This window comes from Shewanella sp. ULN5, from assembly GCF_030731885.1.
Classification (GTDB): Bacteria; Pseudomonadota; Gammaproteobacteria; order Enterobacterales; family Shewanellaceae; genus Shewanella; species Shewanella holmiensis.
Window position 1 is genome coordinate 1 of the sequence record NZ_JAPJEE010000017.1, and the last position, 13,729, is coordinate 13,729.

Consider the following 13,729-nt stretch of genomic DNA (forward strand, 5'->3'; position numbering starts at 1 on the left):
GCCATGAATGTTCCTCAGTTTTTAACCTATCTCATTATTTTTATTCATTCTTTTGTGGGGATTCGTCAGGGTCAGAGCTAACTTATTCTATAAACACAAATATCCAATAACAAAAAGCCCCGATACCTTTAGGAATCGGGGCTTTCAATTCTTTTACAAGAAGTTTGGTTTAGCTTTTAGGCTATAGACCAACAGAGCATTTACGTAGGATAAATCGTGTTAGTACAAGGCGCTTTACCACGACGTTTAGTTTTTCATAAACGAGTGGTGAAGCAACGCAGTAATCACCGATTTAGACCAGTAAATTACATCATGCCGCCCATTCCGCCCATACCACCCATTCCGCCCATATCTGGCGCAGAATCTTGTGGTACTTCAGCTATCATAGCTTCGGTAGTAATCATTAAGCCTGCAATCGATGCGGCGAACTGTAATGCACTACGGGTCACTTTAGTTGGGTCTAGGATACCCATTTCTAGCATGTCACCGTAGGTGTCGTTGCCCGCATTGTAACCGTAGTTACCAGTACCGTTTTTCACTGTGTTTGCAACCACTGATGCTTCTTGACCAGCGTTAGTAGCGATTTGACGTAATGGCGCTTCCATTGCACGTAATGCGATTACCACACCGTGTTTTTGGTCTTCGTTTAGCACTTCAACATCTTTGATTTTGCTTGCTACGCGAACCAGTGCAACACCACCGCCTGCTACAACACCTTCTTCAACCGCTGCGCGAGTTGCGTGTAATGCATCTTCTACGCGGGCTTTTTTCTCTTTCATTTCAACTTCTGTTGCTGCGCCAACTTTGATTACTGCAACACCGCCAGCTAGTTTAGCCATACGCTCTTGTAGTTTTTCTTTGTCGTAGTCTGAAGTTGATTCTTCAATTTGTTGTTTGATTTGGCTAACACGACCAGAGATTTGAGTTTGGTCACCGTTACCATCAATAATGGTTGTGTTATCTTTAGTGATGATAACGCGCTTCGCTGTACCTAAATCTTCTAGGGTCGCTTTTTCAAGCTCTAGACCGATTTCTTCTGCGATAACTGTACCACCAGTTAAGATAGCCACGTCTTGTAACATCGCTTTACGACGGTCACCAAAACCTGGCGCTTTAACCGCTGCAACTTTAACGATACCGCGCATATTGTTAACAACTAGCGTTGCTAATGCTTCGCCTTCAACGTCTTCTGCAACGATAAGTAATGGCTTACCGGTTTTAGCTAAACCTTCAAGGATTGGCAGTAATTCGCGGATGTTAGAGACTTTTTTGTCTACTAATAAAACAAATGGGCTGTCTAATTCAACGCTGCCTGTTTCTGGCTTGTTGATGAAGTATGGTGATAAATAACCACGGTCAAACTGCATACCTTCAACAACGTCTAATTCGTTTTCAAGCGCTTGGCCTTCTTCAACGGTGATCACGCCTTCTTTACCGACTTTTTCCATTGCGGTAGCAATGATGTCGCCGATTGACTCATCAGAGTTAGCAGAAATCGTACCTACTTGTGCAATCGCTTTAGTGTCGGCACATTCTTGAGAAAGTAGTTTAAGCTCAGCGACTGCTGCGATAACTGCTTTGTCGATACCGCGCTTAAGATCCATTGGGTTCATACCCGCTGCAACCGCTTTTAAGCCTTCAACAACAATAGACTGAGCTAATACTGTTGCAGTAGTGGTACCGTCACCGGCGGCATCGTTGGCTTTAGAAGCAACTTCTTTCACCATTTGTGCGCCCATGTTTTCAAACTTGTCTGTCAGTTCGATTTCTTTGGCTACTGATACACCATCTTTAGTGATTAGCGGTGCGCCAAAGCTTTTGTCTAGTACAACGTTACGACCTTTAGGGCCTAAAGTAACTTTAACTGCATTGGCTAGAATGTTAACGCCCGCAAGCATTTTTACACGTGCGTCATTACCAAATAATACTTCTTTTGCTGCCATGTTGTGATGTTCCTTTAAATGAATAGTTTAAGTGGACAGTCTAATGATACTGGAGGCTTAGCCTACAACAGCCATCAGGTCAGCTTCTGACAGGATTAACACTTCTTCACCGTCAATTTTCTCTTTTTTAACGCCATAACCTTCGTTGAAGATCACAACATCACCCACTTTTACGTCAAGTGGTTTAACTGTGCCATTTTCTAAAATGCGACCGTTGCCTACTGCAAGAATTTCGCCACGAGTTGATTTTTCAGCTGCACTGCCTGTCAGCACGATGCCACCCGCTGAAGTAGATTCAACTTCTAAACGCTTAACAATAACTCGGTCATGTAATGGACGAATATTCATCTATGAACTCTCCTAATGATTTGATGCCCAAAAATCGAGGCGGTTTTATGGAAAAGGCTTTTACCTTTGATGGAAGTTATATGGGGGTGATACATCACACTTCCAAGGGCAAACCATAAAAAAACTACAGAATTTTTATGTCTCTTTTATTAAACCGCCCCAAAGCCTGATAGAATTCGCCTCCTTAATATTGCAAATTGACGCCTCCATGAAAGATAAACACGGGTTGCTTACTGCACCAATAGGTCGTGTACTGTTTAACATGACCCTTCCTAACCTGATTGGTATTCTCACCATTCTGGGCGGTAGCTTAGTGGATATCTATTTTATCAGTCAGTTAGGTACTGAAGCCTTAGCCGCGGTCAGCTTTACTTTCCCTATTACCTTAGTCATTACCAGTATTGGCATTGGCATTGGTGCGGGGGTTTCCACTAACTTAGGCCGATTAATCGGCTCGGGACAAGCTGAGCAAGCCAAGCTGTTTTTGTTTGATACCTTAGTGCTGACATTGGCCATCATTACTGTGCTGAGTGTGTTGGGTGGCGTGTTGATTGAGCCATTATTTAGCCTTTTAGGAGCGAATAAGCACAGCCTACCTTACATTCATGACTATATGATGTGGTGGTATTGCGGTGCACCAGCACTGGTGCTGTTAATGGTGGGAAACCAAGCCTTGCGGGCCACTGGCGATACCCGCTCTCCGGCAAAAATAATGATGCTTGCCGCCATCGTTAATTTGGTTTTAGACCCTTTACTGATTTTTGGCTTGGGCCCGTTTCCACGTTTAGAAGTTCAAGGCGCGGCAATTGCGACCATGTTGTCTTGGGTCATCGCCTTAGTATTAGCCGGACGGTTACTGATTGTTAAACGCAAACTGTTGCACAGTGCTAGCCTGGTAAAAGACCGTATGGTGAGCCATTGGCGTGCGTTAGCCCACATTGCCAGACCCGCCGCATTAATGAATATGATTAACCCAATCGCTAACGGTATTTTAATGGCCATGCTTGCCAGAATTGACCATGCGGGGGTAGCCGCTTTTGGGGCGGGCATGCGTTTAGAATCGGTGCTGTTACTGGTTGTCATGGCGTTATCATCTAGCTTGATGCCGTTTATTGCGCAAAATTTAGGTGCTGGTCAGCATGTGCGGGCCAAGGATGCATTATTGACATCACTGCGGTTTGTGCTGGTGTTTCAAACCTTGCTTTATATTCCGATGTACTTTTTTGCCCACCCAATTGCCCAGCAGTTTTCAAATGATCCAATAGTGATTGATTGGTTGACCTTTTATATTATTGCCTTGCCCGCCGCCTATGGCCCTTTAGGTATTGTGATTATTTTTGCCACCAGCTTAAATGCATACCATCGACCGATGAGTTCACTGGTCATTAATTTATGTCGGTTAATGCTGTTAATGCTTCCCTTGGCGGCATTAGGCTCGTACATTGGTGGCGTAAAAGGCTTGATGTTGGCGTTACCCATTACCAATACTATTATGGGTATAGCTTGCTATATTTTAGCCACTAAGATAACCGAGCCCGTTAAACACCATCACACGACTGCAGTCATTGTCGAGTAATTATTAGCAACGTCACTGTATAGGCATGCCATGGCTATCCCAAATACCCCAACATCAAATCACCCCCCATCAATAAAACGGCCATTAAAGGCGGCACTGATGTCAGCCCTTATTTGTCCCGGCAGTGGCCAAATGTGGTTAGGAAAAAAATGGCAAGGTATTGGGTTTATGGCGTTGTCTTTTGTATGTTTGGCGGTAATGATGAACTTCGCCATTGAACGGGCACAGGTTATTGCAGATAAAATTTTAGCTGGTGAAGTGGCATTAGAATACAGCGCCATTTACGCACAAATTACTCAGGCACCTGATGGTAATATGGCACAAATAAGCACTTGGATAACCTGGCTATTTGTTGCCAATTGGCTAACCAGTATTATTACGGCTTATCTAATGGCAAAAAAGACTGCGTCATAAAACGCAGCGGGCATCATATTTTTTGGATAAAAAAACCAGCTGTTCGCTGGCTTTGTTCAATTATTTACGATCGTCATTTTGTTGATGATCGATTTGATGGCTTTCAGGTCGTTTTTGGCTTGGGTCGTCTTTATGCTCAAAATCGCCCTCAAAGGTATGACTATCTTGACCACGAGTGGGATCAAAAGGATTTTGTCCAAATGACCCTTGATTAAACGGCCCTTGTTGGCCAAACCCAGGCTTAAAACCACCATTTGCCACCACTTGTAACTGCATGCGTTTATACATAAAGGCTGCAATCGGTGCACGGGTAAACGGGGTCAGTAGCAATAGCCCTAACGCATCAGTGACAAACCCCGGAATTAATAACAACACACCAGCGGCGGCTAACATCATACCTTCAACAATTTCTTGCCCAGGCGCTTCGCCACGTGCCAGCTTTTGTTGCACTGTCATTAGGGTGTGTAATCCTTGGCTTCTTACCAGTGATACCCCAACAATGGCAGTAAAGAATACCAACCCGATTGTTGGCCATACCCCTAAGGCATCACCCACTTGAATTAATACCGACAGTTCCAGCGCGGGTACAATAATGAACACTAATAATAAAATCAAAAACATGTAAACCTCGGTTAAACAGTGACTATCGGAATTAATTAATAAAATAATCAAAAGTTAATGAAAACTATATGGGGATTATACGGTCTATTTTCAAGAGACGTCACGGTTCTTAAACATAACAGTGAAATCTGCATCTAAAAACCGTAAAGTAACCCAATACTGCCCATTTTAGCTTAAGCTAACGTTAAGTTTAGAAGATATACAATGACCGCAGACTTTTTACTGATTTTTTCAACCTGTCCTGATAAAACCACCGCTGACCACATTGCGCGTGCATTAGTGGATGCAAAATTGGCGGCTTGTGTGCAACTTAGCCCATCAGTTGAGTCAGTTTATTATTGGGATAACCAAGTGTGTCAGTCACAAGAAGTGCAATTGCAAATCAAATGTCTTAGCTTACATTACTCAGCAATTGAACAAATGGTGATCCAATTACACCCGTATGAAGTACCAGAGTTAATCGCGACACCTATTATCAATGGGCTTGCGCCTTATTTAACATGGATAAAAGAAACCACTACATCATGAAAAAAATATTCGCCTTTGTTTTAACCTCATTACTACTAGTGTCCTCTATTGCTATTGCCCCTTTGGCGCAAAGTGAAGGGGTATTTAGTAAGAGTAAATTTAATTTTTTAAGCAGTGAACCTGAACTTTTGCCTGTGAATGAGGCTTTCTCATTCGATTTTAAACAGCAAGGTAATCAGCTGATGATAAGCTGGGTGATTGCCGATGGTTACTATATGTACCGTGACAAATTGACGTTTGCTGCTGACGGTGCGGTGATTGGTGATATCAATTTACCCCGAGGTAAAACCCATAACGACGAATATTTTGGTGAGCAAGAGGTCTTTTACTCATTTGTAGAGATCCCCGTCGGCATTAAAGAGGCCAGTAAAGAAGCCACCTTTAAAGTGACCTTTATGGGCTGTGCTGAAGGCACACTGTGTTACCCGCCTACTACTCGCGATGTTATTTTATCTGAAGTTGCAACCAATGATGGCAAAGTTGCCCAGGCTAAAAAAGTCATCGGTGCGCCTGAAGCATCCGAGACTGATAATGCCTCCAGCTCAACCACTCCAATAACCCAACAAGATACCTTAAGCCAAATGCTGCAAAACGACAGCCTGTTATGGACGTTGGCAATCTTTTTTGGCTTAGGTATTGGTTTGGCATTAACCCCTTGTGTGTTCCCTATGTATCCCATTTTGTCGGGGATTATTGTCGGCCAAGGGCAAAAGCTATCAACGGCAAAAGCTTTCACTCTGTCGATGGCCTATGTTCAAGGCATGGCAATTACCTACTCGTTACTTGGTCTTGTGGTTGCCAGTGCGGGCATGAAGTTTCAAGCAGCGCTACAACACCCGGCCATTTTGATATTTCTGGCAGTAATGTTTGTGCTACTCAGCTTGTCGATGTTTGGCATGTACGATTTAAAATTGCCATCAAAGTGGCAAGAAAAAATGAACTCGCTATCTAACAACCAAAAAGGCGGCAACTTAGTTGGCGTATTTTTAATGGGGGTTATTTCTGGATTAGTGGCATCACCTTGCACCACTGCCCCTTTATCTGGCGCACTCATTTACGTGGCGCAAAGTGGTGATCTGCTACAAGGCTTCCTAGCACTGTATGTATTAAGCATGGGTATGGGGGTTCCGCTATTAGTATTAGGAACATCTGGCGGAAAAATTCTGCCTCGAGCCGGTGCGTGGATGGATATTATTAAAACCATCTTCGGCTTCTTACTGATCTCTGTTTCTATCATGATGATTGGCCGTATTTGGGTAGGTTTAGTCTCTGATGTGCTATGGGCAATTTGGGGGGTAAGCTTGGTGGGTTACTTAATGCACCAAAACAAACTCACTCAATTTAACTGGAAACAAACAGTGCGCAGTGTGTTGCTGTTACTGGCCTTACTGGCGAGTTTCTCTTACGGTTTTCAAGCGGTAATGAGCCACTTTGGCTTCCAAACGCCAGCAATAAGCCAATCGACAACAAATGGCACAGCAAAAGCTGAAGCCCATCACTTTATCAGGATTAAATCATTAGCAGATTTAGAAACTGAGCTGGATAAAGCCAGCATCAGTGGCAAAACTGTCATGTTAGATCTTTATGCTGACTGGTGCGTGGCCTGTAAAGAGTTTGAAGCGATTACGTTTGCTGATGGCGCAGTACTTGAGCGCATGGATCAGATGGTAATACTGCAAGCAGATGTCACTAAAAGTGATGCAGTTGATATCGAGTTACTTGAGCATTACGGAGTATTGGGCTTACCGACATTATTAATGTTCGATAAAAATGGTGCTATACGCGATGATTTACGTGTAACTGGTTTTATGGGGCCTAAAGACTTCGCGAATCACTTAGACTTGCTGTTGAAATAGTTATTTAGCAATTACTTTACTTGATGAAAACAAGCGCCTTTTTCTACAAAGGCGCTTGTTTTGTATTTTAAGGCACCTATTTTCATCCAAGTGCTTATTTTATATTGTGACGAAAAATCCCCCTTCGGCGATTTTTCTTATACAATGTTAGCTATCTTTCATTTATCGCTAAATATGGAGTGCTATGGAACCGGCAATCTTAATTATCACCTTACTTTGCGGCCTGCTTGTGAGTAAAGTCGGGTTACCGCCACTTATTGGCTACTTAGGCGCAGGATTCGTTTTATTCACATTTGGCATTCAAGACTCAAGCCTACCTTTATTAAAGCAACTTGCTGATTTAGGCGTCACCCTTCTATTGTTTTCAATTGGATTAAAACTGGATTTAAAAAGTTTATTTAAAGCCGAGGTGTTGGCCACGTCAAGTATCCACTTAGTGGGTTCTATCCTCTTTTTTATTCCCGTTTTAAAGTTATTGGGCATGGCAGGCTTAGAGCAACTGGAAGGTTATAGCCTGAACCAGTTATTGCTGATCTCTTTTGCTTTAAGTTTTTCCAGTACCGTATTTGCAGTAAAAGTGATTGAAGATAATGGTGACATGAAGTCGCTATACGGCCGCGTCGCTATTGGTATCTTGATTATGCAAGATATCTTTGCCGTGGTGTTTTTAACTATCTCTAAAGGTGATATCCCATCCATTTGGGCGCTGGGGTTATTATTACTGCCGTTTACTCGACCACTTATTTACAAGGTCTTTGACCGCGTTGGTCACAGTGAAATGCTGGTGTTATTTGGCCTTGTGATGGCACTTGTGGTTGGCGCTTGGCTATTTGAAGCGGTAGGACTAAAACCTGATTTAGGTGCATTGATTATTGGTATTTTACTTGCCGGACACGCTAAGTCGTCTGAGTTAGCCAAGTCGATGTATTACTTTAAAGAACTCTTCCTGGTCGCCTTCTTCCTCACCATTGGCCTTAACGGTTTACCGACTTGGTCAGACATAGGTTTAGCCGCTATTTTAGTCTTGTTAGTACCCGTAAAAATCGTCATGTTCATCTACTTGCTGACACGCTTTAAGTTACGTTCACGTACCTCATTGCTAGCCTCGTTCAACTTAGGTAACTACAGTGAGTTTGGTTTGATTGTTGCCGCCGTTGCAGCCCACAAAGGTTGGTTGCCAGCATCATGGTTAATTATTATTGCTGTGGCATTAAGCATTAGCTTTTTATTTGCAGCACCACTTAACACCAGTGTGAATAAGATTTACCAGCGCTTTCAACGCCATTTAGTAAAAATGGAAAAACATCCACTGCACCCTGAAGACCGCCAAATTAAAATTGGTAATCCTCGCTTTTTGATATTCGGTATGGGGCGAATTGGTAGTGGTGCGTATGACGAGCTTCGTTTGCGTTTTGATGGCGAAATTTTAGGGATTGAGCATAAACAAGAGTTAGTTGATTTTCATCGTACTCAAGGCCGTAATGTGGTGCAAGGCGATGCTGGCGATACCGATTTTTGGGAAAAATTAGAACGTGCGCCCAATCTTGAATTAGTACTGTTGGCGATTCCGCATCATGTGGGTAACTTATTTGCCGTAGAACAACTTAAGAAGCTGAATTACGAGGGCAAAATCAGTGCTATTGTGCAATACACTGAAGATGCCGATGCGTTAAAGGCTGCGGGGGTTGATACCGCTTACAACCTTTATGAAGCAGCGGGTGCCGGTTTTGTTGACCATGTTATTTATGAACTGTTAGACGAAAACCAAGAGCAAGTTAATCGTGCAGATAAAGAGGCCAATGAATCAAAAGCGGCCAACGAATCAGCATCTACATCATCAGTTTAATCCCAACATCACGCCTAATAGTACTAAGTGATTGTTAATTAAAAACGCTTCGAAAAATATCGAGGCGTTTTTTGTTTCTGTCAGCGTATTTTCAATTTGCACTTAGTTAAAAAAATCTCAGTTACAGTTACTACTGAGTCGTGATATAAATCAAGGTAATCACGTGATCACTTTCTGTTGGAAATTTTCGAAGTATGTCTAACCCAGCGCAACGGGCAACTAAATTATTTGTGCAAACTTTTGGCACAAAAGCGGATGATTTATACCAGGCTCCTGGCCGGGTAAATATTATTGGTGAACATACCGATTACAATGAAGGATTAGTCCTGCCTGCAGCCATTAACTTTCATACTGTGATTGCGGTTAAGCATCGTGAGGACAATTTATTTCGCGCGGTAACGGATGCCTTTCCTGGGCAAATTAAGCAGTGGAAATTTGGTGAGGAAGGCTCTGTCTCTACTAATGATGATTGGGCAAACTATTTAAAAGGCGTAACCGCGGCAATGCATATGTCCGGACTGCAAGCCAAAGGACTGGATTTGGCCATTGTGGGTAACGTGCCACTTGGTGCAGGGTTATCTTCATCTGCCGCATTAGAGATCGCATTTGGCACTGCAATTAGCTATGCCAGCCAATTACATTTATCCCCTTCGGCAATTGCATTATTAGCCCAACGCGGCGAAAGCCAATATATGTGCCTTGATTGCGGCATTATGGATCAAATGATCAGCGCGTTAGCGGAAGAAGATCATGCACTATTAATTGATTGCTTAGAGTTAGAAAGCGAAGCGATTTTGATCCCTGAAGACCTCAGCATGGTAGTAATTGACCCTAATATCAACCGCAAAGCCTTTATGATGCAGTTTGAAGAACGTAAAAAAGACTGTGCGATCATCACCCAGTTACTTGGGTTAGATTCTTTACGGGATTTATCATTAAGCTATCTAGAACAGCAAAGAGACACCTTATCTTCTGAACAGTTTAGACGAGCTCGCCATGTGATCACCGAAAACACCCGCACAAGTAATGCTGCCAGAGCGCTTCAACAAAATGATATTGCGCGTTTTAGCCAATTAATGACCCAATCACATGTGTCGTTACGTGATGATTTTGAAGTTATCGCCCCCGAAGTCGACATCCTCGTATCGATGATTTCTCAACATATTGGCGAACGGGGTGGTGTGCGCATGAGTGACGGTTGCGTACTTGCGCTGATCGAGCATGAACTTACCGATGACGTGATTAATTTAGTTGAACAAGAATACACCCAGAAAACGGGGCTAGAACCTCGTATTTTACTGTGTTCAGCCAGTGCTGGCGCAGGCAGAATAAGTAAATAAAAGCTCAATAACCCGAACCTTAAATACAAACCAGAGAGGCCTCAATGGTACGTTTTAGTGTGCTTGAATCTTGGCAAGATCCCCGTGGTGAAGAAGTCGAACGCATACGTTTAGACAATGGCACTATCGCAATGGAAGTCTTGAGTTTAGGCGGCATAATCCGGTCATTGTGGGTGCCAACCAAAAATGGCGAACGTCAAAATGTGGTTTTAGGTTGTGACAATATAGCGGATTATTTAGCCCAGTCAGCTCACTTAGGGGCTATCGCTGGCCGTTATGCCAATCGTATCGCAAACGGTAAATTGTCTTATGACGGCGTTGATTATCAACTCAGCGTTAATCAAGCCACAAATTGCTTACACGGCGGCACCGAAAGCTTTAACCGCAAACATTGGCAATTAGGCACCACCAATGATGGTGTGCGCTTGACCCTGCACAGTCCTGATGGCGATATGGGGTTTCCGGGTAATTGTAAAGTTCAGTTAGATTATCGCTTAGTGGGTAATAACCTATATGTTGAAATACTGGCGACAACAGACAAAGCCTGCCCCGTTAGCTTAACTCAGCACAGTTACTTCAATTTAGACGGTGGTGACAGTAATACCACGCACCACATTCAAGTGGATGCCAAGCAATATCTCACCATGAACGATGTTGGTGTGCCCACAGCGATGGTAGCCACGGCTGGTACAGATTTAGATTTAGCCGCTATCACACCTATGGCAGTACAAACACAGCGACCCGCTTTAGCCGCAACCCACGGATTTGATCATTGCTTTGTGATGGATAACATAGACGGTGATTTACAACGTTTTGGCGCGATTTCAAGCACTCAAAATGGCGTGAAGATGACGGTTTATACTAATCAACCGGGTGTGCAATTGTACGGCGCTAACTTTTTAGGTGGAGTAGTAGGTAAAAAACAGCAAGTGTTCACTAACCATCAAGCGGTATGTATCGAGCCACAAATGCTACCAGACTCACCTAATCAGCCTGATTTACCGGGTAATGCTTGGTTAACCCCCAATGCGATTTACCATCATATTTCACGGTATGAGTTTTCAATAGCATAAACACTGCAGACTCAATAAAAAGCAGGGGTAAGTCTTCACTTACCCCTGTTTAATTAACATCAGTTTTACTAGCAATCGCAGCGGTCAGCTAATGCAGCGGTTAATTACCAGCTATTTTCATTTCACTGAGTAAAATCCCGCCAGTACGAATCGATGAGCGTAAATCACGATCTTTACCCACACCTTGAATGCCCATAAACATGTCTTTTAAGTTACCCGCTATGGTGATTTCTTCCACCGGATATAGCACCTGACCATTTTCAACATAGAACCCCGCTGCCCCCCGAGAGTAATCGCCTGTCACTCCATTAACGCCTTGGCCCATCACTTCGGTCACAATTAAACCGGTTCCCATTGCTTTAATTAATTCATCAAAGGTTTGGTTGCTATGGCTTAGGGTCCAGTTATAAATGCCGCCAGCATGCCCCGTATTGGTTAAACCTAATTTACGTGCCGAATAGCTGGTGAGTAAGTAAGTAGCTAAGGTTCCATTATCAATGATTTTACGGCTTTGGGTTGCCACGCCTTCACTGTCGTAATTAGCTGAGGCTAAAGCCCCTAACAGATGAGGTTGTTCTTCAATACTGAACCAATCGGGAAAAATCTGGGTGTTAATCGAATCCAATAAAAAACTCGACTTACGGTATAAGCTGCTACCGCTAATGGCGCCAATTAGGTGGCCCATTAACCCTGTGGCGATTTCAGGCGCAAACAATACCGGCATTTTAGCCGTGGCAATTTTACGCGCATCTAAGCGGCTTAAGGTTTTATGTGCGGCTTGTTTGCCTACGGCTTCTGGGCTTAATAAATCTTGATATTTACGAGCAACGGTATAATCATAATCACGTTGCATATTGCCGTCAGACTCTTCACCTATCGCGACACAACTTAAGCTGTAGCGCGAACTGCAATAACCATTTAAAAAACCATGACTGTTACCATACACTTTAGCGCTGGTGTGGGCATTAGCTGTTGCACCATCAGAACTTTTAATACGGTTATCACTTTGTAAGCAAGCATCTTCTGAACGAATCGCAATTTCAGCTAATTCTTCGGCAGTTAATATTTGCGGGTGATACAGCTGTAAATCACGAATATCTTGTGCCATCAAAGCTTTATCGGCAAGTCCACTGAAAGGGTCTTCTGATGTATATTTTGCTATATCATCAGCGGCTTTCACGGCTTGGCGGATGGCTTCTGGACTGAGATCTGATGTCGATGAGTTGCCTTTACGGCCATCACGGTAAACCGTAATACCCAGTGCACCATCTTTATTAAACTCAACCGTTTCCACTTCTTTATTTCGCGTAGAAACCGAAAGTCCCTGCTGCTTACTGATTGCTACTTCGGCGGCGCTAGAACCTAGCTGCTTTGCATATTCAAGTGCAACGCTAACCGCGTTTTTTAATGCCGGTAATTCACTGTCGATAGTGGCTGAAGGTGCTTGATGAGAAGTCACAAATAATCTCTTAAATGGCCTAAATTAGCATTAGCATAGCAAATTCATTTCCCGATTGATAACAACACGTTTTCAGCATCTTTTTTACCAGATACATCAGCAAAATAAATGCTATCATTAGCAGATATTTATTTGAGGTTTAACATTATGAAAATTGTTGGTGATTCTGAGCACTTTCAGCAACCCTACGACAACGATGACGAATACGTCAGCCGTACTGGATTTAAAAAAGAAAGCGAAGAAGCGCAGGCTTTAGGCATGCGTCTTGTGGCGCTAAGTAAAAGCCAACTCGACAAGATGGAGCTTGACGAGTTTTTGTACGACGCGATTTTAAAAAGCAAAGTGATTAAGCAAAAAACCGAAGCTTACCGCCGTCATTTACAGTATATCGGTAAATTAATGCGTGGCTTTGATCACGAACCGATAGAAGCAGCACTAGATAAAGTGCTGAATAAAAACAATAATGAAGCGGCTCAGTTGCAAATATTTGAAAAAATGCGTGAACGCTTATTAGCTAATGGTGACACGGAGATCCAAGCCTTACTGGATGAGAATCCACAGCTTGATCGTCAAAAGTTACGTCAACTAATACGTCAGGCAAACAAAGAACTGGCTAAAGGCCCTGAGTCAAAATCAGCCAAAGAGTTGTTTAAATATTTACGCAGCGAGATCACTGGGTAATATACTCAGGCTATAACGTAAGCAGACAATAAGCCTTACGACTT

12 protein-coding genes are annotated in these 13,729 nt (G+C 43.1%); 8 read left to right on the forward strand and 4 right to left on the reverse strand.

Annotation, left to right across the window (positions count from 1 at the left end; genetic code table 11):
* Window positions 1-305: 305 nt before the first annotated feature.
* Together groL and ORI98_RS14625 are read right to left on the reverse strand one after the other, a co-directional pair.
* Window positions 306-1,943 (reverse strand): chaperonin GroEL, encoded by a 1,638-nt coding sequence (groL, locus tag ORI98_RS14620; RefSeq protein WP_261298989.1) that lies wholly within the window; start codon window positions 1,941-1,943, stop codon window positions 306-308.
* A 57-nt stretch (window positions 1,944-2,000) separates the two neighbouring features.
* Window positions 2,001-2,291 (reverse strand): co-chaperone GroES, encoded by a 291-nt coding sequence (locus ORI98_RS14625; protein ID WP_188842565.1) that lies wholly within the window; start codon window positions 2,289-2,291, stop codon window positions 2,001-2,003.
* Between the two features lie 208 nt (window positions 2,292-2,499).
* On the opposite strand from ORI98_RS14625, the gene ORI98_RS14630 reads away from it, so the two are divergent.
* Window positions 2,500-3,867, forward strand: a complete 1,368-nt coding sequence (locus ORI98_RS14630; protein WP_306135718.1) for an MATE family efflux transporter — start codon at window positions 2,500-2,502, stop codon at window positions 3,865-3,867.
* A gap of 30 nt (window positions 3,868-3,897) precedes the next feature.
* On the forward strand, window positions 3,898-4,281 hold the full coding sequence (locus ORI98_RS14635; RefSeq protein WP_306135719.1) for a hypothetical protein: 384 nt from the start codon (window positions 3,898-3,900) through the stop codon (window positions 4,279-4,281).
* Window positions 4,282-4,341: 60 nt separating this feature from the next.
* On the opposite strand, the gene ORI98_RS14640 is transcribed toward ORI98_RS14635, so the two are convergent.
* Complete coding sequence (locus ORI98_RS14640) at window positions 4,342-4,902, reverse strand: FxsA family protein (RefSeq protein WP_306135720.1); 561 nt, start codon at window positions 4,900-4,902, stop codon at window positions 4,342-4,344.
* Window positions 4,903-5,106: 204 nt separating this feature from the next.
* On the opposite strand from ORI98_RS14640, the gene cutA reads away from it, so the two are divergent.
* From cutA to ORI98_RS14665, 5 genes are all read left to right on the forward strand, one after another.
* Entirely contained in the window at window positions 5,107-5,430 is a 324-nt protein-coding gene (gene cutA, locus ORI98_RS14645) for a divalent-cation tolerance protein CutA (RefSeq protein WP_261298993.1), read from the forward strand.
* Window positions 5,427-7,286: a protein-disulfide reductase DsbD gene (locus tag ORI98_RS14650; protein ID WP_306135722.1), complete on the forward strand. Its 1,860-nt coding sequence runs from the start codon at window positions 5,427-5,429 to the stop codon at window positions 7,284-7,286. The genes cutA and ORI98_RS14650 overlap by 4 nt, the downstream gene beginning before the upstream one ends.
* Window positions 7,287-7,470: 184 nt before the next feature.
* Window positions 7,471-9,132, forward strand: a complete 1,662-nt coding sequence (locus tag ORI98_RS14655) for a cation:proton antiporter family protein (protein WP_261298995.1) — start codon at window positions 7,471-7,473, stop codon at window positions 9,130-9,132.
* A 194-nt stretch (window positions 9,133-9,326) separates the two neighbouring features.
* Window positions 9,327-10,472: a galactokinase gene (galK, locus tag ORI98_RS14660; protein WP_306135723.1), complete on the forward strand. Its 1,146-nt coding sequence runs from the start codon at window positions 9,327-9,329 to the stop codon at window positions 10,470-10,472.
* 44 nt (window positions 10,473-10,516) lie between these two features.
* Window positions 10,517-11,545, forward strand: a complete 1,029-nt coding sequence (locus ORI98_RS14665) for an aldose epimerase family protein (RefSeq protein WP_306135724.1) — start codon at window positions 10,517-10,519, stop codon at window positions 11,543-11,545.
* 100 nt (window positions 11,546-11,645) lie between these two features.
* Here the strand turns inward: ORI98_RS14665 and pmbA are convergent, their stop codons facing one another.
* Window positions 11,646-13,004: a metalloprotease PmbA gene (pmbA, locus tag ORI98_RS14670; RefSeq protein WP_306135727.1), complete on the reverse strand. Its 1,359-nt coding sequence runs from the start codon at window positions 13,002-13,004 to the stop codon at window positions 11,646-11,648.
* Between the two features lie 147 nt (window positions 13,005-13,151).
* Between pmbA and yjgA the strand changes: the two genes are divergently transcribed.
* Window positions 13,152-13,685, forward strand: a complete 534-nt coding sequence (gene yjgA, locus ORI98_RS14675) for a ribosome biogenesis factor YjgA (protein ID WP_261298998.1) — start codon at window positions 13,152-13,154, stop codon at window positions 13,683-13,685.
* Window positions 13,686-13,729: the final 44 nt, after the last annotated feature.

Bases quoted from the DNA above. Each gene is read 5' to 3' on its own strand.
- ORI98_RS14625 (WP_188842565.1), bottom strand. From the start codon at position 2,291: ATGAATATTCGTCCATTACATGACCGAGTTATTGTTAAGCGTTTAGAA.
- ORI98_RS14655 (WP_261298995.1), top strand. From the start codon at position 7,471: ATGGAACCGGCAATCTTAATTATCACCTTACTTTGCGGCCTGCTTGTG.
- cutA (WP_261298993.1), top strand. From the start codon at position 5,107: ATGACCGCAGACTTTTTACTGATTTTTTCAACCTGTCCTGATAAAACC.
- ORI98_RS14635 (WP_306135719.1), top strand. From the start codon at position 3,898: ATGGCTATCCCAAATACCCCAACATCAAATCACCCCCCATCAATAAAA.
- ORI98_RS14640 (WP_306135720.1), bottom strand. From the start codon at position 4,902: ATGTTTTTGATTTTATTATTAGTGTTCATTATTGTACCCGCGCTGGAA.
- ORI98_RS14650 (WP_306135722.1), top strand. From the start codon at position 5,427: ATGAAAAAAATATTCGCCTTTGTTTTAACCTCATTACTACTAGTGTCC.
- ORI98_RS14665 (WP_306135724.1), top strand. From the start codon at position 10,517: ATGGTACGTTTTAGTGTGCTTGAATCTTGGCAAGATCCCCGTGGTGAA.
- yjgA (WP_261298998.1), top strand. From the start codon at position 13,152: ATGAAAATTGTTGGTGATTCTGAGCACTTTCAGCAACCCTACGACAAC.
- ORI98_RS14630 (WP_306135718.1), top strand. From the start codon at position 2,500: ATGAAAGATAAACACGGGTTGCTTACTGCACCAATAGGTCGTGTACTG.
- groL (WP_261298989.1), bottom strand. From the start codon at position 1,943: ATGGCAGCAAAAGAAGTATTATTTGGTAATGACGCACGTGTAAAAATG.
- galK (WP_306135723.1), top strand. From the start codon at position 9,327: ATGTCTAACCCAGCGCAACGGGCAACTAAATTATTTGTGCAAACTTTT.